The 22829-nt window shown below is 37.8% G+C and carries 22 protein-coding genes; 20 read left to right on the forward strand and 2 right to left on the reverse strand.

Features of this window, described 5'->3' with window-relative positions; translation table 11 throughout:
• Positions 1 to 11: 11 nt before the first annotated feature.
• The 6 genes from rlmN (at position 12) to spoVM (ending at position 5831) form a co-directional block, all read left to right on the forward strand.
• On the forward strand, positions 12 to 1100 hold the full coding sequence (rlmN, locus tag BK574_RS26130) for a dual-specificity RNA methyltransferase RlmN (protein WP_078430686.1): 1089 nt from the start codon (positions 12 to 14) through the stop codon (positions 1098 to 1100).
• A 7-nt stretch (positions 1101 to 1107) separates the two neighbouring features.
• Positions 1108 to 1863 carry a Stp1/IreP family PP2C-type Ser/Thr phosphatase gene (locus BK574_RS26135; protein ID WP_078430687.1) on the forward strand — a complete coding sequence of 252 codons (756 nt, stop codon included), beginning with the start codon at positions 1108 to 1110 and terminating at the stop codon, positions 1861 to 1863.
• 5 nt (positions 1864 to 1868) lie between these two features.
• Positions 1869 to 3833, forward strand: a complete 1965-nt coding sequence (pknB, locus tag BK574_RS26140; RefSeq protein ID WP_075385601.1) for a Stk1 family PASTA domain-containing Ser/Thr kinase — start codon at positions 1869 to 1871, stop codon at positions 3831 to 3833.
• Positions 3834 to 3966: 133 nt separating this feature from the next.
• On the forward strand, positions 3967 to 4848 hold the full coding sequence (rsgA, locus tag BK574_RS26145; protein ID WP_078430688.1) for a ribosome small subunit-dependent GTPase A: 882 nt from the start codon (positions 3967 to 3969) through the stop codon (positions 4846 to 4848).
• A 2-nt stretch (positions 4849 to 4850) separates the two neighbouring features.
• Entirely contained in the window at positions 4851 to 5495 is a 645-nt protein-coding gene (gene rpe, locus BK574_RS26150) for a ribulose-phosphate 3-epimerase (RefSeq protein WP_078430689.1), read from the forward strand.
• Between the two features lie 255 nt (positions 5496 to 5750).
• Positions 5751 to 5831: a stage V sporulation protein SpoVM gene (gene spoVM / locus BK574_RS26160; protein ID WP_075385605.1), complete on the forward strand. Its 81-nt coding sequence runs from the start codon at positions 5751 to 5753 to the stop codon at positions 5829 to 5831.
• Positions 5832 to 6016: 185 nt separating this feature from the next.
• On the opposite strand, the gene rpmB is transcribed toward spoVM, so the two are convergent.
• Positions 6017 to 6205: a 50S ribosomal protein L28 gene (gene rpmB, locus BK574_RS26165; RefSeq protein ID WP_075385606.1), complete on the reverse strand. Its 189-nt coding sequence runs from the start codon at positions 6203 to 6205 to the stop codon at positions 6017 to 6019.
• Between the two features lie 256 nt (positions 6206 to 6461).
• On the opposite strand from rpmB, the gene BK574_RS26170 reads away from it, so the two are divergent.
• The 11 genes from BK574_RS26170 (at position 6462) to rnc (ending at position 17133) form a co-directional block, all read left to right on the forward strand.
• The gene (locus BK574_RS26170; RefSeq protein ID WP_075385607.1) at positions 6462 to 6824 is read left to right on the forward strand and encodes an Asp23/Gls24 family envelope stress response protein; all 363 of its coding nucleotides are present in this window, start codon (positions 6462 to 6464) and stop codon (positions 6822 to 6824) included.
• Between the two features lie 21 nt (positions 6825 to 6845).
• The gene (locus BK574_RS26175) at positions 6846 to 8528 is read left to right on the forward strand and encodes a DAK2 domain-containing protein (RefSeq protein ID WP_238458097.1); all 1683 of its coding nucleotides are present in this window, start codon (positions 6846 to 6848) and stop codon (positions 8526 to 8528) included.
• A gap of 127 nt (positions 8529 to 8655) precedes the next feature.
• Positions 8656 to 9318, forward strand: a complete 663-nt coding sequence (sdaAB, locus tag BK574_RS26180) for an L-serine ammonia-lyase, iron-sulfur-dependent subunit beta (protein WP_078430690.1) — start codon at positions 8656 to 8658, stop codon at positions 9316 to 9318.
• 17 nt (positions 9319 to 9335) lie between these two features.
• Positions 9336 to 10223 (forward strand): L-serine ammonia-lyase, iron-sulfur-dependent, subunit alpha, encoded by an 888-nt coding sequence (sdaAA, locus tag BK574_RS26185; RefSeq protein ID WP_075385610.1) that lies wholly within the window; start codon positions 9336 to 9338, stop codon positions 10221 to 10223.
• Positions 10220 to 12262 carry an ATP-dependent DNA helicase RecG gene (recG, locus tag BK574_RS26190; RefSeq protein ID WP_078430691.1) on the forward strand — a complete coding sequence of 681 codons (2043 nt, stop codon included), beginning with the start codon at positions 10220 to 10222 and terminating at the stop codon, positions 12260 to 12262. The genes sdaAA and recG overlap by 4 nt, the downstream gene beginning before the upstream one ends.
• Positions 12263 to 12416: 154 nt before the next feature.
• The gene (fapR, locus tag BK574_RS26195) at positions 12417 to 12974 is read left to right on the forward strand and encodes a transcription factor FapR (protein WP_075385612.1); all 558 of its coding nucleotides are present in this window, start codon (positions 12417 to 12419) and stop codon (positions 12972 to 12974) included.
• A 138-nt stretch (positions 12975 to 13112) separates the two neighbouring features.
• Complete coding sequence (plsX, locus tag BK574_RS26200) at positions 13113 to 14111, forward strand: phosphate acyltransferase PlsX (protein ID WP_078430692.1); 999 nt, start codon at positions 13113 to 13115, stop codon at positions 14109 to 14111.
• A gap of 38 nt (positions 14112 to 14149) precedes the next feature.
• Positions 14150 to 15091 carry an ACP S-malonyltransferase gene (gene fabD / locus BK574_RS26205; RefSeq protein ID WP_078430693.1) on the forward strand — a complete coding sequence of 314 codons (942 nt, stop codon included), beginning with the start codon at positions 14150 to 14152 and terminating at the stop codon, positions 15089 to 15091.
• Between the two features lie 3 nt (positions 15092 to 15094).
• Complete coding sequence (gene fabG, locus BK574_RS26210; RefSeq protein ID WP_075385615.1) at positions 15095 to 15838, forward strand: 3-oxoacyl-[acyl-carrier-protein] reductase; 744 nt, start codon at positions 15095 to 15097, stop codon at positions 15836 to 15838.
• 128 nt (positions 15839 to 15966) lie between these two features.
• Complete coding sequence (gene acpP, locus BK574_RS26215; protein ID WP_075385616.1) at positions 15967 to 16200, forward strand: acyl carrier protein; 234 nt, start codon at positions 15967 to 15969, stop codon at positions 16198 to 16200.
• A 144-nt stretch (positions 16201 to 16344) separates the two neighbouring features.
• Complete coding sequence (gene rnc / locus BK574_RS26220; protein WP_078430694.1) at positions 16345 to 17133, forward strand: ribonuclease III; 789 nt, start codon at positions 16345 to 16347, stop codon at positions 17131 to 17133.
• Positions 17134 to 17240: 107 nt separating this feature from the next.
• Here the strand turns inward: rnc and BK574_RS26225 are convergent, their stop codons facing one another.
• Positions 17241 to 17462 carry a DUF1128 domain-containing protein gene (locus BK574_RS26225; RefSeq protein ID WP_078430695.1) on the reverse strand — a complete coding sequence of 74 codons (222 nt, stop codon included), beginning with the start codon at positions 17460 to 17462 and terminating at the stop codon, positions 17241 to 17243.
• Positions 17463 to 17710: 248 nt separating this feature from the next.
• Here BK574_RS26225 and smc point away from each other — a divergent pair, with 248 nt between their 5' ends.
• The 3 genes from smc (at position 17711) to BK574_RS26240 (ending at position 22816) form a co-directional block, all read left to right on the forward strand.
• The gene (gene smc, locus BK574_RS26230; RefSeq protein WP_078430696.1) at positions 17711 to 21277 is read left to right on the forward strand and encodes a chromosome segregation protein SMC; all 3567 of its coding nucleotides are present in this window, start codon (positions 17711 to 17713) and stop codon (positions 21275 to 21277) included.
• A 12-nt stretch (positions 21278 to 21289) separates the two neighbouring features.
• On the forward strand, positions 21290 to 22291 hold the full coding sequence (gene ftsY, locus BK574_RS26235; protein ID WP_075385620.1) for a signal recognition particle-docking protein FtsY: 1002 nt from the start codon (positions 21290 to 21292) through the stop codon (positions 22289 to 22291).
• Positions 22292 to 22483: 192 nt separating this feature from the next.
• The gene (locus BK574_RS26240; RefSeq protein ID WP_075385621.1) at positions 22484 to 22816 is read left to right on the forward strand and encodes a putative DNA-binding protein; all 333 of its coding nucleotides are present in this window, start codon (positions 22484 to 22486) and stop codon (positions 22814 to 22816) included.
• Positions 22817 to 22829: the final 13 nt, after the last annotated feature.

A 22829-nucleotide genomic window follows, 5' to 3' on the forward strand; every position in this document is an offset into this window, starting at 1 on the left:
AGGGAGTTCTTATGGAGGATAAAAAAATAGAAGCAAAGTTGGTCGAAACTGGAAACTTACCTTCCATTTATTCGCTTCAATTTAATGAATTAAAACAGTGGTTGCAAGAAAATAATGAGCCTGCATTTAGAGCTGGACAAATTTATGAGTGGCTTTATAGCAAACGGGTGGAATCTTTTGAGGAAATGACGAATTTATCCAAAGAACTACGTATGAAGCTAGTAGAGCAATTTAATTTAACCACATTAAAAACGGTGACGAAACAAGAATCGAGTGACGGGACAATTAAATTTTTGTTTGAACTTCATGATGGTTATTCGATCGAAACGGTTATTATGCGTCATAACTATGGTAATAGTGTTTGTGTAACGACTCAAGTTGGTTGTCGAATTGGTTGTACGTTTTGTGCTTCAACACTAGGGGGGCTTAAACGTAACCTAGAAGCTGGAGAAATTGTCGCCCAAGTGCTAGAGGCCCAACGCGCAATTGATGAAGTTGATGAACGAGTCAGTTCTGTAGTCGTCATGGGAATTGGGGAGCCATTTGATAATTACGAAGCACTCGTTTCATTCTTAAGAACAATCAACCATGACAAAGGATTAAATATTGGCGCACGGCATATTACAGTTTCAACGAGTGGCATCGTTCCATATATTTATAAGTTTGCTGATGAAGGGATGCAAATTAATTTTGCAATTTCACTTCATGCTCCAAATACAGAACTACGTTCAAAACTTATGCCGATCAATCGAGCATATTCGTTACCTAAACTAATGGAGTCTATTGATTATTATACGAATAAAACAGGACGTCGCGTTACGTTTGAGTATGGTTTATTTGGAGGCGTGAATGATCAAGCGGAACACGCTGAAGAATTGGCTGATTTAATTAAAAATCTAAAATGTCATGTAAACTTAATTCCGGTAAATTTTGTACTAGAAAGGGATTATAAGCGGACACCTAAAGAGCAAATCTTTGCTTTTGAAAAAATTCTAAAAGATCGTGGTGTTAATGTAACGATCAGGAGAGAGCAAGGACATGACATAGATGCTGCTTGTGGGCAGCTCCGAGCGAAGGAGCGTAAAGAGGAGACGAGGTGAAGAATTCATGAAGTATGCATTTAATACGAGTGTAGGAAGAGTGAGACCCCATAATGAAGATAGTGGAGGAATTTTCCTACACCCTAAAGGAGCCGTTTTGGCAATAGTTGCAGATGGTATGGGGGGGCACCAAGCTGGTGACGTTGCAAGTCAAATGACAAGTGATATTCTACAACAAAGATGGTTAGCTACATCAGAGTTACGGAAACCAACTGAAATTGAACAATGGATACGAGAATCGATTGAGGTTGTTAATGAAACCTTGTTTATGCATGCTAAAGAAAATCGAGACTGTCAAGGGATGGGGACAACGGTCGTTGTTGCTGTTTGTACGAATGATTTCGTATCTTTAGGTCATGTTGGAGATAGTCGTGGATATTTGCTAAACAGATGTGGATTTCAACAGAAAACTTCTGACCATTCTTTAGTCAATGAACTCGTCCGAACAGGTCAAATCACAGTTGAACAAGCGGAGCACCATCCGAGAAAAAACGTGCTTCTTCGTGCGCTTGGAACAGAACCTACCATCAAAATTGATGTAGAAACGGTCGATTGGGAAGAAAATGATACGATTATACTTTGTTCAGATGGGCTTTCAAATAAAGTAACGGATCTTGAGATCGAGGAGTTGCTCCAAACTAAAGGTCATAGCGTTAACGAAAAGGTAGACAAGCTTATAAAGATGGCGAATGAACGTGGAGGAGAAGACAATATTACCGTAGCGATTGTCCACTATACTCATGACCGTCAGGAACAGGGGTGACGTTTATGATAGGTACACGCATTAACGGTCGTTATCACATTTTAGAAACGATTGGCGGCGGCGGAATGGCATTTGTGTATAAAGCACGTGATGTTATTTTGGATCGTATCGTTGCTGTTAAAGTTTTACAGCCACAATTTTCAAGAGATGAACAGTTTATTAAGCGATTTAGACGTGAAGCTCAAGCGGCTACAAGTCTAGCACATCCGAATGTTGTTAGTATATTTGATGTTGGAGAAGAAGAAGATTTATACTATATCGTAATGGAATACGTAGAGGGACCAACATTAAAAGAATTAATTCAAGACCGTGGAGCCCTTTCACTTGATGAAACTATTGATATTATGTCCCAAGTTACATCAGCAATTGCTCACGCACATGCAAATCAAATAGTTCATCGGGATATTAAACCGCATAATATATTGATTAGTAAGAATGGTGAAGCAAAAGTTACTGATTTTGGTATTGCGCGTGCAATGTCAAGCGCGACGATTACTCATACTAATTCTGTTATGGGGTCCGTCCATTATCTATCACCTGAACAAGCAAGAGGTGGAGTTGTTACTTACAAGTCAGATATTTACTCTCTAGGAATTGTTCTTTATGAGATGGTAACGGGTCAGGTTCCTTTCTCGGGAGATACAGCGGTAACAATTGCTTTAAAACATCTTCAAAATGATGTTCCCTCCCCAAGACAAATCAATCGATTGATCCCGCAAAGTGTTGAGAATATTATTCTACGTTCTACTGCAAAAGATGCATTTCATCGATATGAAAGTGCTTTAGAAATGGGGGAGGATCTAGAAACAGCTTTAGATTCGTCACGTGCAAATGAACCCAAATTTACAGCTTCGGATGATGATGATGATGTCACAAAAGCGATTCCAGTCATTAAAGATCAAGGTCATTTAGAAAATTTAGATAAAACGATAGAAGTTAAGCCTTTAGATAATAAAACTGAGAAAAAAAAGCCTGCCAAACCACCAGAAAAGAAAAAAAAGAAAAAACGTTGGTTAACGACGTTACTCGTTATATTTTTCTTAATTATTGGCTCAGGAATAGCTGCTTTTGCCATTTTTCCAACTCTTTTAAAAGTAGATGAAGTAGAAGTTATCGATGTCATCGGTAACGAAATTCAAGAAGCTGAAGATTTGTTAGACGACCTTGGCCTTATCGTAGTACAGGAAAGAATTCCTGATGATGAAGTTCAAGCAGATCATGTTATACGTCAAGATCCTGCGGGGGGATCAGTGGTAAAAGTAGGGAGTACGGTGAAGTTGTTCGTAAGTGAAGGTCAAGAAAAGTATGAAATGCCTAATGTTGTCGGTATGCAAAGAGATCGAGCAGAGCGCATCTTGATTGATTTCGAGAATATCGAGTATCAGGAACGGCAATCGGATGAACCGCCAGGGATTATTTTAACACAAGAACCACAATCAGGCACTCATATCATTGCCGAAGAAACGACGGTTTATTTAACATATAGTGTTGAGCAAACTATAACTTTAAATAATTTACGAGGATTAACAGAACAAGAAGCGTATAATTACTTAGATGGAGAAGGTCTTTTAGCAAATGTAACATATGAACACTCGAATAATGTACAAAAAGATCATATCATTTCGCAGTCCCCAAGTGCTTTTACACAAGTTAGGAAAGGTTCAGAAGTAGCAATCACAGTTTCAAAAGGTCCTGAGCCGCAAAAACCAGTGGAGCCGAAAGAAGAAGAAAAAGAACCAACGAAAACGATTACCAGTGTACTTCCAGTTCAAGTAGATGAAGGAGATTCACCGCATATATTGATACGTTATGAAGATGCTACGACAGATGGGGAAAAAGTATTTTTTGATGATACGATTACAGAGTCTGTAACATTTCGAATTCCGTTAACAGTTACGCCAACTATAGATGGTTCTTATAAACTTTACATCGATGGAGAACTTTATAATACGTATGATTACACGTACTAACAATTTATTTAATAATGAGGCTGTTTTCATAAAAATAATGGAAATAACTCAACAGGCGTTGGTTGTATTAATGGCCAATTCTGAATGAAGAGTCTAATCAGTAGGAGACAGTCTCAAAGATCAGGAGGATTTCATGCCAGAAGGAAGAATAGTTAAAGCCCTGAGTGGCTTCTATTATGTCCACAATGAAGAGGGTATGTTTCAATGTCGTGGTCGAGGTGTTTTTCGTAATCAAAACATTAAGCCACTTGTTGGTGATTTTGTTCATTTTGAAGCAGAAAACCGAACAGACGGCTATATTTTGGACATTTTTGAACGTGAAAATGAAATGATTCGTCCACCAATTGCAAATATCGATCAGGCTATTTTAGTTTTTTCCGCTTTAGAGCCTGATTTTAGCCCGCTTTTATTAAATCGTTTTTTAGTCCATATCGAAGCTCACTATATTGAACCACTTATTTGTATAAGCAAAGTCGATTTATTAGACGATATTAAACAGCAAAAAATTATAAAATACAAAAGTGATTATGAGAGTATTGGTTACCAGGTGATTATGACATCGATAGAAACGAAGGAAGGGATTGGAAATGTCATCCCGTTCTTAAAGGATAAAGTAACTGTTATCGCAGGACAATCAGGAGTAGGGAAGTCATCATTACTAAATACTTTACATCCTGAATTAAATATTGAGACGAATGAAATATCCACTCATTTAGGACGTGGTAAACATACGACGAGACACGTTGAATTATTAGCAGTCGGAGAAGGTTTGGTTGCAGATACCCCTGGATTTAGTTCGTTAGATTTTGTCGGGATTGAAGCAGAAGATTTGTCCTTATATTTCCCAGAAATGAAAGAAAGAATGGGAGCTTGTAAATTCCGTGGGTGCACTCATACGAGTGAACCGAAATGTGCAGTGAAGGCAGCGGTTGAAGCAGAAGATATTCTAGAATATCGGTATGAACATTATTTACAGTTTTTAGATGAAATAAAAAGCCAAAAGCGGAGGTATTAATCATGATAAAAATAGCACCCTCGATTTTATCAGCAAATTTTGCAAAACTTGGAGAAGAGGTTAAAGATGTGGAACGTGGAGGTGCGGATTATATCCATATCGATGTGATGGACGGTCATTTTGTTCCGAATATTACAATTGGACCCTTAATTGTAGAAGCGATCCGACCAGTTACAACACTTCCACTAGATGTTCATTTAATGATTGAAAATCCTGATTTATATATTCCTCAATTTGCAAGTGCAGGTGCAGATATTATCACCGTTCATGTTGAAGCTTGTCCGCATCTTCATCGAACCGTTCACCTGATTAAAGAACATGGTGTCAAAGCGGGAGTAGTCTTAAATCCTGCCACTCCTGTAGATACAATCCAACATGTCATTAGTGACCTAGACATGGTGTTGTTAATGACTGTAAACCCTGGTTTCGGGGGGCAAAAATTCATACATAGTGTATTACCGAAAATTACTGCTGTATCTGAAATGGCTAAATCAAAAAAACTAAATATTGATGTTGAAGTAGATGGTGGAGTTAACGAAGAAACAGCAAAATTATGTATCGAAGCTGGTGCCAATGTATTAGTTGCAGGTTCAGCTATCTATAATAAAGATGATCGTTCTGCGGCTATTCAAGCGATTAGAGGATGAAGAACATACCTCCTCCAAATCGATTAATGAAAAAATGGTTTGTCCTATTTCTTAAACCAAGTTGCATAAGAGTGGTAGTTTTGCATATGAATGGTTGTAGGGTAGAACTAAATGGTGAAACTCAGTGGGGAACTCACATGAAAAAAAAGGGTACTATTTTGTCAGTGATGAATATACTAGTATAAATGAGCATTCATGAAATCATCCTTCATTTATTCGTTAGTCGGTAGCAATTCATGTTGAGGAGGAGGAGCTATGAAATTTTATACGATCAAGCTGCCTAAATTTATTGGCGGGTTTGTAAGAGCGATCCTAGGTTCGTTTAAAAAAAATTAAGAATCCAAAAATGCACCGTACCTGCCTAAAGACGGTGCATTATTTGGTTTGAAAAAACACTCTTTTGATTAAATAATTCTAGGAAAAATACAAAAAAACAAGAGGTCGACAAGTGTCAGCCTCTTGTTTCTTCAACGAAGCATGAAAGGACTTCGTTTAGTCTACACTGATAGTAGACATAATTCTTATACGCGTTCTACTTTACCAGACTTTAATGCACGAGCTGAAACATAAACTCGCTTCGGTTTGCCGTCAACTAAAATACGAACCTTTTGAACGTTAGCTCCCCATTTGCGCTTTGTTTTATTCAACGCGTGTGAACGCTGGTTTCCTGTGCGTGCTTGTCTACCAGTAATATAACATTTACGTGCCATAATACGCACCTCCTTAAACCCAATTAATCCAACCGAAATTTTTGTTCGGTTTTTAATTCATACTCGAATATCTTAGCATAGGGATTTTTATAATGCAACAGTTTCCAACTAATATTCAGTAAATATAACGAATCAAAACTTAACTTTATCAATGGATGTTTCTTGACAGCAACTTTCAGTAGAGTTAGCTTTTAAATTAAGGGATAGTATAGTAAAATGACGATACCCAAACATATTATAAAAGGGGGACATGTTAATGCCTGTAGAATTAAAAACACAAATGGGAGTTATTGATGTTTCTAAAGATGTTGTTGCAACAATAGCTGGTGGAGCTGCTGTCGATTGTTATGGAATCGTAGGAATGGCTTCGCAAAAACAATTAAAAGATGGTTTAAGTGAAATCTTAGGGAAAGAAAACTTTCAACGTGGTGTCATCATTCGAGAAGAAAATGAAGAAATTCATATTGATATGTACATCATTGTAAGTTATGGTACAAAAATTTCTGAAGTAGCTCATAATGTGCAAACGAAAGTGAAGTACCAACTAGAGAAAATGTTAGGTTTGGTTGTAGACTCAGTGAACATTTTTGTTCAAGGGGTGCGAGTGATCAACCCTTAAGTGAGTTAGGAGGAAAGATTTGTGTCAACAAATGGAATTGAGGCAATTCAATTAGCGCAAATGTTTATTCAAGGTGGCGCTAATTTAACAAAACATGCAAAAATCGTTGACTCATTGAATGTGTTTCCTGTGCCAGACGGCGATACGGGAACAAATATGAATTTGACGATTACTTCTGGAGTAAAAGAAGTTAGACAAGCATCGCAACAAAGTATTGCTGTAGTTGCCCAAGCATTTTCTAAAGGACTCTTAATGGGTGCGAGAGGTAACTCTGGTGTTATTTTATCCCAGCTTTTTAGGGGGTTTGCTAAAGGTGTCGAAGGAAAAACAACAATGGGTGGTAAGGACTTAGCGGTTGCTCTCGAATTAGGAGTGACAACAGCTTATAAGGCTGTAATGAAGCCAGTTGAAGGAACGATATTAACAGTGGCAAAAGATAGCGCTAAAGCAGCTGAAAAAGCTGCGAAAAAAAGTGAAGATCCAATCTCAGTAATGGAATACGTATTAACAGAGGCCAAAGCTTCTTTAAAACGGACACCAGATTTGTTGCCTGTTTTAAAAGAGGTGGGAGTTGTTGATTCGGGTGGACAAGGTCTTGTTTATATTTACGAAGGGTTCCTAGCGGTCTTAAAAGGTGAAACAATTTCAGGCCAAGAAGTGGAAACGCCTTCAATGGAAGACCTCGTTAAAGTTGAACATCATAACGCTCAAAGTATGTTAGCTACCGAAGATATTGAATTTGGCTATTGTACTGAAGTGATGGTTAAGTTCGACGAGGAAAAATTAAGACTAACACCTTTTAGTGAAAATGATTTCCGACAAGAATTAAATTCATTTGGTGATTCTCTTCTTGTTGTTTCCGATGATGACTTGCTAAAAGTACATATTCACGCCGAGTCACCTGGTGAAATTCTAAATCGAGCACAACGTTTTGGAAACTTAATCAATATTAAAATTGAAAATATGAGAGAACAACATACTCATTTATTAGATGAAACGAAAGCGGTTTATGGTGATGAAGCGGTTAGCCAAATTCCAACAGAAAAGAATGAGTATGGGGTCGTTACGGTATCGATGGGCGATGGAATTGAAGATTTATTTAAAGGGCTTGGGGCAAGCGTGGTCATACCAGGCGGACAAACGATGAATCCAAGTACAGAAGATATTGTTTCCGCAATACATAAAGCAAATGCTCATAAAGTGATTGTGCTTCCGAATAACGGCAATATTATTATGGCAGCTGAACAAGCTGCAGAGGTAGCAGATGCTGAAGTTATTGTTATTCCTTCCAAGTCTGTACCTGAAGGGTTAGCGGCGCTGCTTGCATTTAATCCTTTAACTTCCCTCGATAACAACGGGACAACCATGACGGATGCGATGGCAGGTGTAAAAACAGGGCAAGTCACATATGCTGTTCGTGATACGAATATGGACGGTATCGAAATTAAAAAAGATGACTATATGGGAATTTCTGAAAAAGAAATTGTTTCTGCTGGTTCATCTTTAGTTGATGTAACAAAACAATTGTTACAAGTTATGTTAGACGAAGATTCCGAAATTTTAACGGTTATCTGGGGAGTAGGAGCAACTGAAGATACAGTAGCTGATATAACTTCTTTCGTGAATGAAAAATTTGAAGATGTAGATGTAGAAATTCATGAAGGTAAACAACCTTTGTATTCGTTTATATTAGCAGTTGAATAAGATCATAATTAATGAGGCTGACTCTAAGTTTCTGTGCGCTCTACTCTTACACGGTATTTCATTTTCGTGTAGAGATGCCTAGCACTTTGCTTTTGGTCAACCTCATTTTTAAAGTGAGGTGAAAGGATTGAAGTACCGTACAGTGTTTGACATTATTGGTCCAATCATGATAGGTCCATCTAGTTCTCATACTGCAGGAGCTGCAAGAATTGGTCGCGTGGCTCGAACGTTGTTTGGCAGAGAACCAAAATGGGCCAATATTTACTTTTATGGATCTTTTTCAAAAACGTATAAAGGTCATGGTACCGATGTGGCAATTGTAGGTGGTCTTTTAGATTTTGATACTTTTGATAAACGTATTACAAGTGCCATTCAAATTTCCAAAACAAAAGGAATTGAAATTAATTTTTATGAAGAGGAAGCGGTGACAGATCATCCGAATACGGCAAAAATTATTCTTGGTGATGAAACAGATAAATTGGAGTTAGTTGGGATATCCATTGGTGGCGGAAAAATAGAAGTTATTCAACTCAACGGTTTCGACTTAAGACTTTCAGGTAATCATCCCGCAATACTTGTTGTGCATAACGACCGCTATGGTGTCATTGCGAGTGTATCCAATATATTAGCCAAATACCAAATTAATATTGGTCATATGGAAGTATCAAGAAAGGAAAAAGGACAAGAAGCTCTTATGGTTATTGAAGTTGATCAAAATGTAGACGAGTCTTTACTAAAAGAGATGGAAGCTTTACCTAATATTCATAAAGTGACTAAAATCCATGACTAGTAAATTGGAGGTTAATGATGTTTCGAAATGTTGCGGAATTAATTGAGTTAGCAGAGTCCAATCAAATTCCAATTTCTGAAGTGATGATTAAGCAAGAGATGGAAGTATCGGAAAAAAGTCAAGAAGCCGTATTTTCTTTAATGGAAAAAAACCTCGATATTATGGAAGAAGCAGTGAATCGAGGAATAAAAGAAAACATTAAATCCGTATCGGGTCTAACTGGCGGTGATGCTGTTTTATTACAAACATACATCCAATCAGGAAAGTCACTTTCTGGAGATGTTGTTTTAGATGCAGTAAGTAAAGCTATTGCAACAAATGAAGTCAATGCTGCGATGGGAACGATTTGTGCAACACCAACAGCAGGTTCCGCAGGTGTCGTGCCTGGCACATTATTTGGATTGCAAAATAAACTTAATCCGACAAAAGAACAAAAAGTAAGGTTTCTTTTTACAGCAGGGGCCTTTGGGTTTGTGGTAGCTAATAATGCTTCCATTTCAGGAGCGGCAGGTGGATGTCAAGCTGAGGTAGGATCTGCAACAGGTATGGCAGCAGCAGCGATCGTTGAGTTAGCTGGTGGAACACCAAGTCAATCTGCTGAAGCGATGGCTATTGCTTTAAAGAATATGCTCGGACTCGTTTGTGATCCAGTCGCAGGTCTCGTGGAAGTTCCCTGTGTAAAAAGAAATGCAATAGGAGCATCGATTGCCATTGTTGCTGCTGATATGGCATTAGCAGGTATCACAAGTCGGATTCCGTGTGATGAAGTGATCGATGCGATGTACAAAATAGGGCAGACGATGCCTATTGCTTTGCGCGAAACAGCACAAGGTGGATTAGCGGCTACCCCAACTGGCCGAGAGTTAGAAGCTAAAATATTTGGGATTTCTCTTGATAAAAAATGAGTCATTTAGTACAACCTGTAACCATATTAAAGGGAGTAGGAGAAGAAACTGGAAAACAGTTGGGGAATTTAGGAATTCATACGGTTGGAGATTTGCTAGAATATTTTCCGTTTCGTTATGAAGATTATCGAATAAGAGAAATACATGAAGTACAACACGATGAAAGAGTAACGATCGCAGGGATCGTTCATAGTGAGCCAACCGTAAGGTATTTCGGTAAAAAGAAAACAAGACTATCTGTCCGGGTATTAATCGACAATGTACTGATTACAGCTGTCTTTTTTAATCAAGGATTTATAAAAAAACAATTACAGATTGGCAGTTCTATTACTCTAACAGGTAAATGGGATCGTCACCGTTTGACCTTAACAGTGAACGAATTTAAGCTTGGTGACGTAACTCGACAAGATGAAATAGCACCAGTTTATTCTGTTGGAGGAAACCTAAAGATGGCCACGTTAAAAAAAATAATCTATCAGGGACTAAAGGAGTATTCTAATGAAATTCCAGAAATACTCCCTCCTTTTATTTTAAAAAAGTATAAATTACTATCCAAAAAAGATGCTGTCCTAAGGTTACACTATCCACAAACATTGGAACTGGTCAAACAAGCTCGGCGACGAATGGTCTACGAAGAATTTCTCCTTTTTCAATTAAAAATGCAATCGTTTCGTAAGTTTAAGCGAGAACAGACAAAAGGTCTACCGATGCCGATTGAACGTGAAAAAGTTGAACAATTTATTCAGACCTTACCGTTTCCCCTAACAGGAGCACAACAGAGAGTCGTTAAAGAAATTATGAAAGACTTGGTATCTGATTATCGGATGAACCGCTTGTTACAAGGAGATGTTGGCTCAGGAAAAACAGTTGTAGCAGCTATTGCCATGTATGCAACGGTTCAAGCAAGTTTTCAAGCCGCTTTAATGGTGCCAACCGAAATTCTAGCGGAACAACATGTTAGTTCCATTACGGAATTATTATCTCCATACGGTATAGAAGTCGCACTTCTATCAGGGTCTATAAAAGGAAAAAAACGTCGTGAACAACTTGAAAGGGTACGAACAGGGGAAATACATGTCGTCGTTGGAACACATGCACTCATTCAAGATGACGTCCACTTCAAGAAGCTTGGACTCGTCATTACAGACGAGCAACATCGCTTTGGAGTAGAACAACGTCGTATACTTCGTGATAAAGGAGAAAATCCTGATGTATTGTTTATGACGGCAACGCCTATTCCGCGTACTTTGGCTATCTCCGTATTTGGTGATATGGATGTATCGGTTATAGATGAAATGCCAGCAGGAAGAAAAACGATTGAAACGTATTGGGTCAAACACGATATACTAGAGCGTGTATTACATTTTATTGAAAAAGAAATAAAAAAAGGTCAACAAGCGTATGTCATTTGCCCACTGATTGAAGAATCTGAAAAGTTAGATGTACAAAATGCAATTGATGTTCATGCGATTTTACAAGCTCACTTTAAAGACTATCGAGTCGGGTTAATGCATGGGCGTCTCCATCCATCTGAAAAAGACGAAGTAATGGAGGCATTTAGTAAAAACGAGTCACAGATTCTCGTTTCAACGACTGTTGTTGAGGTTGGAGTGAATGTTCCTAATGCAACCGTCATGTTGATTTATGATGCAGAAAGGTTCGGTTTAGCGCAACTTCATCAATTAAGAGGTCGGGTCGGACGAGGGGAACATCAGTCTTATTGTATATTATTAGCGGATCCAAAGTCGGATGTAGGAAAAGAACGAATGAGGATTATGACTGAAACGACTGACGGTTTTACACTATCCGAGCGAGATTTAGAGCTTCGTGGACCTGGTGATTTTTTTGGTCACAAACAAAGCGGTCTTCCTAATTTTAAAGTAGCAGATGTTGTTCATGATTACCGAGCGTTAGAAGTAGCAAGACAAGATGCGGTCGAATTTGTGAACTCTACTAGCTTTTGGAAAGATCAAGAGTATAAATCACTTGTTTATTATTTAGAAGAGCAAGGTATATTAAGTGGAGAAAAACTAGATTAACTATTGCTATTCAATAGTTGGAATTATATACTACTATTAGTACCTAGTCATATATTTAACTTTAAGAAAGTTAATGTCTCTTAAGGAATAAAAAAAGGCATCGTTTTCGCTATTTTTTGCGGGAATTATGTTTTTCTAATGGATGGTGGCGTACATGAAAAAGTCAAAAAAAGAACGCCAAAAGCTGTTAAAAGAAACGATTGAAACAAATCCATTTGTAACCGATGAGGAACTAGCTAAAACATTTTTAGTTAGTGTTCAGACGATTAGATTAGACCGAATGGAGTTATCTATACCTGAACTGAGAGAACGAATTAAGGATGTTGCTAAGCAGCAACTTGATGAAGTAAGAGCCTTACCAATTGAAGAAGTCATCGGGGAAATTATAGATCTTCAACTTGACGAAAGTGCTATTTCACTATTGCAAATTGGGAACGAACATGTTTTTTCACGAACGAAAATCGCTCGTGGACACCATTTATTTGCGCAAGCCAATTCGTTAGCAGTAGCTATTATTAATGATGAACTCGCATTAACTGCTAAAGCGACAATCCGGTTTACTCGCCAAGTTAAAGTTGGAGAGCGTGTGATTGCAAAGGCGAAAGTGTTAAAACATGAAAAAGACCGGACCATCGTCGAAGTGAGTAGTTTTGTCAATCAAGAAAAAGTATTCTCAGGTGAGTTTGTTATGTTCAGATCGAAACAATCATAAATTATGAACATCGATTGTTGGCGGTTTTTGGGTAGGTTTGTCAAAAGGTTTATCAGGTTTTTGTAAAGAAAAAGAAGGAATTAAGGCAATCGATATTTAAACTATTATTGACCGATGAAAGAAAAGAGGTTTGCTAACATGAAACTCGCAATTGATGCTATGGGCGGTGACAAGGCACCAAAAGCCTCTATTGATGCCGCCGTAAAAGCGTTAAACGAATTTCCTGATCTTGCTATTACATTAGTAGGAAATGAACAAAAAATAACGAAATATATTCAACCAAGTGATCGTATTACGATTTTACATACCGAAGAAAAGATTGAAGATGACGACTCACCAGCAACCGCGGTTCGACGAAAAAAAGGTGCTTCAATGGTTCTTGCTGTTAAAGAAGTGAAGGAAGGACGAGCCGATGCATGTATTTCTGCAGGTAATACAGGTGCCCTAATGGCAGCTGGACTCCTTTATGTTGGCAGAATCCAAGGCATTGATCGCCCTGCATTAGCCCCAATGTTTCCGACGGTTAATGGTAAAGGTTTTTTAATTCTCGATGTCGGGGCAAACATGGATGCAAAACCTGAACACCTAAACCAATATGCCATTATGGGAAGCATTTATATGCAAATGGTTCGAAAAGTGAAGCAACCGAAAGTTGGTTTACTCAATGTTGGGACGGAAGATGGTAAAGGAAACGAGTTAACAAAATTAACATTCCCTTTGTTACAAGAGTTAAATATTAATTTTGTTGGCAATGTTGAAGCTAGAGATCTATTAAATGGTGCTGTTGATGTTGTCGTTTGTGATGGTTTTACAGGCAATATTGTCCTAAAAGCGACAGAGGGAGCTGCCACTTCATTATTTACCATCTTAAAACGAGAATTAACAGGTAATCTTTTTAATAAGCTTGTAGCGGGCTTGTTAAAACCTAGTTTTATGAGAATAAAGAAAACGATGGATTATTCTGAGTATGGGGGGGCCGCTTTATTTGGATTAAAAGCTCCTGTCATTAAGTCGCACGGTTCATCTGATGAAGTTGCGTTCTATCATACTATTGTCCAAGCCAGAGAAATGGTAGAACAACAAGTTGTAACAACGATTAAAAATGAAGTCGCTAAACATAATCAACAAGCTGATTAATAAAGATTGATTAACATTACTAATAAAAGGAGAAAAAGATGGGAAAAATTGCGTTTATCTTTCCAGGACAAGGATCACAATTTGTAGGGATGGGACAAAATCTCATTGAAAATAGACCAGAGCTCCAGGCGATTTATGACATAGCTGATAAGCAGTTAGGTTATGCACTTTCAAATATAATGTTAAATGGACCCGAAGATCAGCTTAAACGTACTGAAAATACACAACCAGCATTACTAACGATGAGTGTAGCGGTATTAGAAGCATTGAAAGCATATGATATTACGCCCGATTATGTTGCAGGTCATAGTTTAGGTGAATACAGTGCACTTGTTTGTGCGAAAAGTTTATCGTTTCAAGATGCTGTTCATGCTGTTAGACAACGTGGATTGTTTATGGAGGAAGCTGTACCAGCCGGTGAAGGTGCCATGGCTGCTATATTAGGAATGGACCGTGAAGCATTATTAGAAGTTACGGAAGAAGTGTCTAACAATGGTGATGCGGTTCAGTTAGCGAATTTAAATTGTCCTGGACAAATTGTAATTAGTGGTACTGCAGAAGGAGTTCGTAAAGCTTCGGTGTTAGCGAAAGAAAAAGGAGCTAAGCGAGCACTCCCATTACAAGTCAGTGGTCCATTCCATTCGTCTTTAATGAAACCAGCGGCTGATAAGCTAACAAACGTATTGGACGGAATTACAATTTCAGAAGCAAAAATTCCAGTTATTGCGAATGTTACGGCTGCCGTCGTAACCGATTCTAAACAAATTAAAGAAAAACTGATTGAACAAGTGTATTCTCCGGTACTCTGGGAAGATACAGTTCGTCGCTTACTGGATCTTGGTGTCGACACTTTTATTGAAATAGGTGCAGGGAACGTATTAAGTGGTTTAGTGCGTAAAGTTGAACGAAGAGTCAATGTGTTTGCAGTGAATGATATGGAATCCATAGATGCGATGTTATCGAAGTTGAAAGGAGAATAAAACATGCTGAACGGAAAAGTCGCACTAGTAACTGGTGCCTCAAGAGGAATCGGAAAAGCAATTGCTCTTGAATTAGCACAAAATGGTGCAAAAGTAGCTGTGAATTATGCAGGAAGTAAAGAAAAGGCAGAAGCGGTCGTGAATGAAATTACCGAAAACGGTGGAGAAGCATTTGCGATCCAAGCGGATGTTGCGATTAGTGAAGATGTACAAGCAATGATTAAAGAAGTAATTTCTACGTATGGTTCTCTAGATATATTAGTCAACAATGCAGGGATTACTCGCGATACACTTGTCATGCGTATGAAGGATGAAGATTGGGACGCTGTAATCAACACCAATTTAAAAGGTGTCTTTAATTGTGCTAAAGCAGTGACTCGTCAAATGATGAAACAACGTTCAGGTCGTATTATTAATATTTCTTCTGTCGTTGGTGTGTTAGGAAATGCAGGACAAGCGAACTATGTTGCAGCAAAAGCAGGTGTAATCGGATTAACGAAGTCATTAGCTCGTGAGCTTGCTAATCGTAATATTACGGTCAATGCCGTTGCACCAGGGTTTATTGAAACTGATATGACGGATCAATTAACTGATGACATTAAAGCGAGTATGCTAAATCAAATTCCATTAGCGAAACTAGGACAACCTCAAGAAATTGCTCGTGTTGTAAGGTTTCTTGCATCTGAGGATAGCAGTTACATGACGGGGCAAACACTTCATGTAGATGGCGGAATGTACATGCCATAATAAATCTTTCTTTTTTGCTTTTAGAAAGGATTTGCTTTTATTAATCGTTTCATGCAAAATAGATACGATGTTATTTTGTACATAAAATAAGATAATAAGTAACCTTTTTGAGAGGAGGTGAACGGAAGATGGCAGAAACTTTAGAGCGCATTACTAAAATTATCGTTGACCGTCTTGGGGTTGAAGAATCAGAGGTAAAGCCTGAATCTTCATTTAAAGACGATCTTGGTGCAGATTCATTAGATGTGGTTGAGCTTGTTATGGAATTAGAGGACGAGTTTGACCTTGAGATTTCTGATGAGGAAGCTGAAAAAATCTCTACTGTTCAAGATGTAGTTAGCTATATTCAAAGCCAACAGTAGTTCTTGGATAGGAAATATATAGTATGAGGCTACTCAAATTATGTGTCCGCCCCTCTAAGTCGATACAGAAAAATGAGGAGTTCTGCACGAATTTGAGTCAGCCTCTTGCTTTTCATCCCAGCTAAGGCAGTTTGGAGGTAAGACATGCCAAATTCTTCAAGGCATTATCGAAAAAGATATACAAACCATCATGGAGACCGAAAAAGACAACCACGTAGACTTACTTTGTCGTTAAAGCAAAAAGAGAAGTTTGATGCGTTGCTCCAAAAAATCGGTCTAGAATTTAATAATAATAAATTGCTTATTCAAGCTTTCACTCATTCATCCTATGTGAATGAGCATCGAATTAACTCAAGTCATGATAACGAACGACTTGAATTTTTAGGAGATGCGGTTTTAGAGTTAGCAGTTTCACAGTATTTATATAAAAAGTTTGATACGATGAGTGAAGGAGATATGACCAAGCTGCGTGCTGCCATTGTCTGCGAAGCTTCCTTAGCTAATCTAGCAAATGAGTTGTCATTTGGTGAATTAGTATTATTAGGGAAGGGCGAAGAAATGACAGGAGGAAGACAACGACCGGCGCTGCTTGCTGATGTTTTCGAATCCTTTATTGGATCACTTTATTTGGATCAAGGACTTGATTCTGTATACTGTTTCCTCGATAAAACGATATATCCAAAGATTAATGACGGTGCTTTTTCGCATATGATGGATTTCAAAAGCCAATTACAAGAATTTGTCCAACGAGATAACATCGGGCAAATTCATTATGAAATTGTACAAGAAAGAGGACCAGCGCATAGTCGTGAGTTTGTTTCAGAAGTATTATTAAATGAACAAATCCTCGGAGTGGGAGTAGGGCGTTCAAAGAAAGAAGCCGAACAACATGCTGCTCAACAAGCATTACTAAAATTAAGTGAAAAACTATAAAAACGAGGGAGATAATAGTCTTTCTCTTATGTATTGAGAAACCCCCACTTTTCTGAAAAAAAAAGTGGGGGTTTCTACAAATATTCTAAATTACATCACCATTTATGTTATTTACGAAGGCGACCTAATTCAGAAACGATCGCGTCTAATTCAGATACACTAAAGTTACTTTGACGCTGTACTAAATCATAAATATCTTTTAAATCTTCGTATTTGTCGGTCTCAAAACTTGCAGCTTTTAAGGCTCCTGCATTGACAATTTGTAACTTCTTCTTTATTTCCTCTAACATATATTCGATATTTTCACGGCTCGAAACAGATAAATCCATTTTAGCATTCCTTTCTTTTTGAAGGTTTCATGCGGTTATCATATCATAGAATAACTCATTTGTCTTAAAACATTCATTCAGAGAACTTTTTGAACAACTTCGATTAGTGGTATGATAAAATAGGAAAGTTGTTATTTACACTTTAGGAAAGGTTACTTTTTTAAAGAATTAAAGTATATGAAAAGACATTGATTTTCTCCACTCTTGGCGAAAAATCCTGTTTTTCTAATTATTGAGGGGGAAGGAACATGTTCCTCAAACGATTCGAGGTAATGGGCTTTAAGTCATTCGCAGACAGGATGACAATAGAATTCGACTCTGGAGTAACAGCTGTCGTCGGCCCGAATGGAAGTGGGAAAAGTAATATTTCGGATGGGATCCGTTGGGTACTTGGTGAACAATCGGCAAAGTCACTACGGGGATCAAAAATGGAAGATATCATTTTTGCAGGTAGTGATACGAGAAAACCATTAAATTTTGCAGAAATTACGCTAGTTCTTGATAACCAAGATCAGCATTTAGCGATAGATTACACTGAAGTAAGTGTCACGAGGCGAGTATATCGTTCAGGTGAAAGTGAATATCAGCTTAATAAGCAAACCTGTAGATTGAAAGATATTGTTGATCTATTTATGGATTCCGGTTTAGGTAAGGAAGCTTTTTCTATTATCGGTCAAGGAAAAGTAGAAGAAATATTAAGCAGTAAAGCTGAAGACCGCAGAGTTATTTTTGAAGAAGCTGCGGGAGTACTTAAATATAAAAACCGTAAGCTTAAAGCTGAAAAGAAGCTCTGGGAAACACAAGAAAACTTAAACCGTGTAGAAGACATTCTTCACGAATTAGAAGGACAAATTGAGCCTTTACGAATTCAATCATCAGTTGCTAAAGATTTCTTACAAAAAAAAGAAGAGTTAAAAGAAGTTGAAGTAGCATTAATGGTCTACGAAATCACCGAACTCCATGAAAAATGGAAAACGGAAAAAGCGCAGTTACAATCGTTAGAACAGAGTCGAGATGAACTTTCTTTAAAGGTTAAAGAAAAAGAAGAAAAGTCTGAGAGTGTTCGTGCGGAATTGCGTCAACTTGATACGTCATTAAATGAGCTTCAAGACGAATTGCTTCAATCAAGTCAGGCCCTAGAAAAAAGTGAAGGGCAAAAGGAAGTTCTAAAGGAAAGAAAGAAGAACTTTCACTTTAATCGAGACCAACTCATTAAAACGATCAACGAGCTCAAAGAAAAAAGGCAGTTGCTCGACAAACAATTAACGGCTGAAAACGAGTCATTACGAAAAATTGAAAAAGAATTTCAAACGAGAACAATGGAGTTAACGGAACGTCAAGAACGATTAGCCTTAGCGCAAGAAGACTTAGAAGGTGAACTTGACCGTTTAAAGTCAGATTACATAGAGATTGTAAATGAGCAAGCTTCGATTCGGAATGAAATTCGTTACCTAGAAGAACAAGTCACTGTAACAAGTCGCAAAAAGAAAATATTAATTGAAGATAACGAACAACTTCTTCAGTTACGAGAAGAAGTGTTGTTAAAGAAGGAAGAGTACGAACGACTCGTAAATAATCGCCAAGAGGACCTCCATGGAATAGTAGACCAATTCCGAGCTTTAGAATCTAAGCTTGAAAAATTAAATAAAGAGTATGAGACTAGACAAACACAACTTTATGAAGCCTTCCGCATAATTCAACAAGTTCGTTCTAGGAAAGATGTTATTGAAGAAATGCAAGCTGATTTTTCTGGTTTTTTTCAAGGAGTCAAAGAAATTTTAAAAGCAAAAAATAAACAACTCCAAGGGGTTGTTGGTGCAATTGCAGAGTTGGTCAACGTTCCAAAACAGTATGAAACAGCAATTGAAATTGCGCTAGGTGGAGCTACTCAACATATAGTTGTTGAAACAGAAGAAGCAGCGAGACAGGCCATTGCATTTTTGAAAAAAAATGGCTTTGGTCGAGCAACATTTTTACCGTTACCTGTCATTAAAGGACGTGGAATTCGAGCAGACGTGATTCAGCAAATTGAAAGGCACGACGCTTTTATTGGGATTGCCTCACAATTAATTCATTTTGATCCTAGATATGATCAAGTGATTGGAAATCTGTTAGGTCATGTGATTATAGCGAAGAGTATAGAAGGAGCGAATGAGTTAGCACGTAAAATTGGCTACAGCTACAGAATCGTTACAATAGAAGGTGATGTCGTAAACCCAGGAGGTTCGATGACAGGTGGAGCTATTAAGCAAAAATCCACCCCTTTAATCGGGCGGCAACGAGAGTTAGAAAGTTTAACCGAAAAACTTATTGGAATGGAAGACAAAACAACAAAATTAGAGTCGTATGTAAAAGAGTTGAAACTACAGTTACAACAAAATGAACAAAAATTACAACAATTAAGAGAAGCTGGAGAAGTAGCTCGTGAATCAGAGCGGGAATCGAGAAACTTCCTTCGTGAAGTGGAATTAGAAGAGAAAAGCGTCAATGAACGCCTCTCTTTATTTGATCGAGAACAGGACTTACACATGAAAGACGAGGAAGCTGCGATACGGAGATTAGAAGCGCTATCTACTGAATTAAAGCAATCTTCAGCTACAACTGCGCTTCTTGAAAGTCAAGTTAAAGAGATCGAAGCAAAACAAAAGCTACAGCAAACGTCCAAGGAAACCATTCAAGGTGAATTAACCGACTTAAAGGTAAATCTTGCAAAAGATGAAGAAAGGTTAGCTAATCAACGTGAGACAGTCGTGCGTCTCAAACATGAAGTTGAGGAATTAACTGCAGTGTTAAAAGATACCGAAGAACAGTATTGGTTACTTGAAAATGAAATGAATAATAGTACAAGTGGTGAGGGTCATCTAGAACAGAAAATTGAAGTGAGCCGAAAGAAAAAAGACGAAGCGATCACACTTATTAGTCAAATTCGTCAAGAGCGAACTACAAAACAAACTATATTAGATGAGCTAGAAGCGAGTTTAAAAATAGAAAAAGGTCATATAAAGTTACTACTTGATGAATTACATCAATGTGAAGTTCTAACAAACCGTTATGATGTACAATTAGATCATCGTTTAACACATCTTCGCGAAGAATATGAGTTGAGTTACGAAGCGGCAAAAGTCGACCACCCATTGCTCATCCCACTAGATGACGCAAAAACGAGGGTAAAATTAATAAAACTTGCCATCGAAGAACTTGGAACAGTGAACTTAGGTGCGATTGAAGAATACGACCGTGTTAGTGAACGTCATCAATTTCTCCACGACCAAAAAGAAGATTTAGTGATGGCAAAAGAAAATTTATATCATGTTATTATGGAAATGGATGAAGAAATGACAAAGCGCTTTAAAGAAACTTTCGATCAAATTAGCGCCCATTTTAAAGTTGTTTATCAGCAATTATTTGGTGGTGGGCATGCTGACTTAGTTTTAACTAATCCAGAGCAATTGTTAACAACAGGGGTAGAGATTATGGCTAGGCCACCAGGAAAGAAATTGCAAAATCTCGCTCTTTTATCGGGTGGTGAGCGTGCATTAACAGCAATCGCATTACTATTTTCGATTCTTAAAGTAAGACCAGTACCGTTTTGTGTATTGGATGAAGTTGAAGCTGCATTAGATGAAGCAAATGTTAACCGTTTTGCTTCTTACTTAAAAGCTTTTAGTGGTCAAACTCAATTTATCGTCATTACTCACCGGAAAGGGACGATGGAAGAAGCAGATGTACTTTATGGTGTAACAATGCAGGAGTCTGGAGTTTCAAAGCTTGTTTCCGTCAAATTAGAAGAAACGAAAGAATTAATTGAAAGCTAAGGAGGAAATAAGATGAGTTTCTTTAAAAAATTAAAAGAAAAAATTACGGGTCAAACAGAATCAGTTACTGAGAAGTTTAAGTCCGGGCTAGAAAAGACAAGAGAATCATTCGTTGGAAAAATGAATGAACTTGTTGCACGCTACCGAAAAGTAGACGAAGATTTCTTTGAGGAATTAGAAGAACTGTTAATTAGTTCAGACGTAGGTGTTGCAACTGTCATGGAATTAATTGATGACTTAAAAGATGAAGTCCGCCTTCGCAATATAAAAGATACATCGGAAATTCAACCTGTCATTTCAGAAAAATTAGCTGAACTTTTACAAAAAGAAGAGGAAGATACTTCACTAAACATTCAGGATAATGCAATGACGGTTATTCTTTTCGTTGGTGTAAACGGCGTTGGTAAAACAACGACGATTGGGAAAATGGCACATATGTTTAAAGGACAAGGGAAGTCTGTACTCTTAGCAGCGGGGGATACGTTCCGTGCGGGTGCGATTGAGCAGTTAGAAGTATGGGGAGAACGTGTCGGGGTAGATGTTATTAAACAACAAGCAGGAAGTGACCCTGCAGCAGTCATGTTCGATGCAGTTCAAGCCGCTAAATCAAGAAATGCGGATATTTTACTTTGTGATACAGCTGGTCGATTACAAAATAAAGTGAACTTAATGAAAGAGTTAGAAAAAGTAAAGCGTGTGATTGAACGTGAAGTTCCCAATGCACCGCATGAAGTTTTGCTCGTACTCGATGCAACGACAGGTCAAAATGCAATGAGTCAGGCTAAACAATTTAGTGAGACAACAGATGTTAGTGGAATTGTATTAACGAAGCTCGACGGAACAGCTAAAGGTGGAATTGTCCTTGCGATCCGTCATGAATTAGATATTCCAGTTAAATACGTGGGTTTAGGTGAAAAGATGGATGACTTACAGCCATTTGACGCCGAGCAGTTTGTTTATGGACTTTTTAAAGATGTACTTGAAGAAAAGCTTGAAGAAGAAGAAGAAAATTAATTATTTAATAAAGGTAGTTCTAAAAGTGAGATAAAATAGCGAGTGAACCTTCTCGGACACTTTTTATCCTCCTTATGAACACTTTGTTTTAGTAAGTAAAAAGTCTTTCAAGAAAAAAACTTGACACTCATTTTCTTTTCGTGTAGTATGATTTCTTGTAAAGGGAATTCACTTAACAAGGGGATGGTCCGTTTGCTCGATAAAACATTAAGGATGAATTATTTACTTGATTTCTATCAGTCCTTACTAACATCTAAGCAACGACAGTATATGGAACTCTATTATTTAGATGATTTTTCCCTAGGTGAAATTGCCGAAGAATTTGAGATTAGCCGTCAAGCCGTTTTCGATAATATTAAGCGGACAGAGGCAATGCTAGAGGAATACGAAGCAAAATTATCGCTTCTCGAAAAATTCGAGCAGCGTTCCAACTATATTGCACAGTTAAAATCGGCAATCTTAAAACCAGAAGCGACTCCTGAAGAGATCATGAGCGTCATCGAAGCTCTTGAAAAACTAGAGTAGGAGGCGACGGCCA

Origin of the sequence: Alkalihalobacterium alkalinitrilicum (assembly GCF_002019605.1) — a bacterium.
GTDB lineage: Bacteria > Bacillota > Bacilli > Bacillales > Bacillaceae_F > Alkalihalobacterium > Alkalihalobacterium alkalinitrilicum.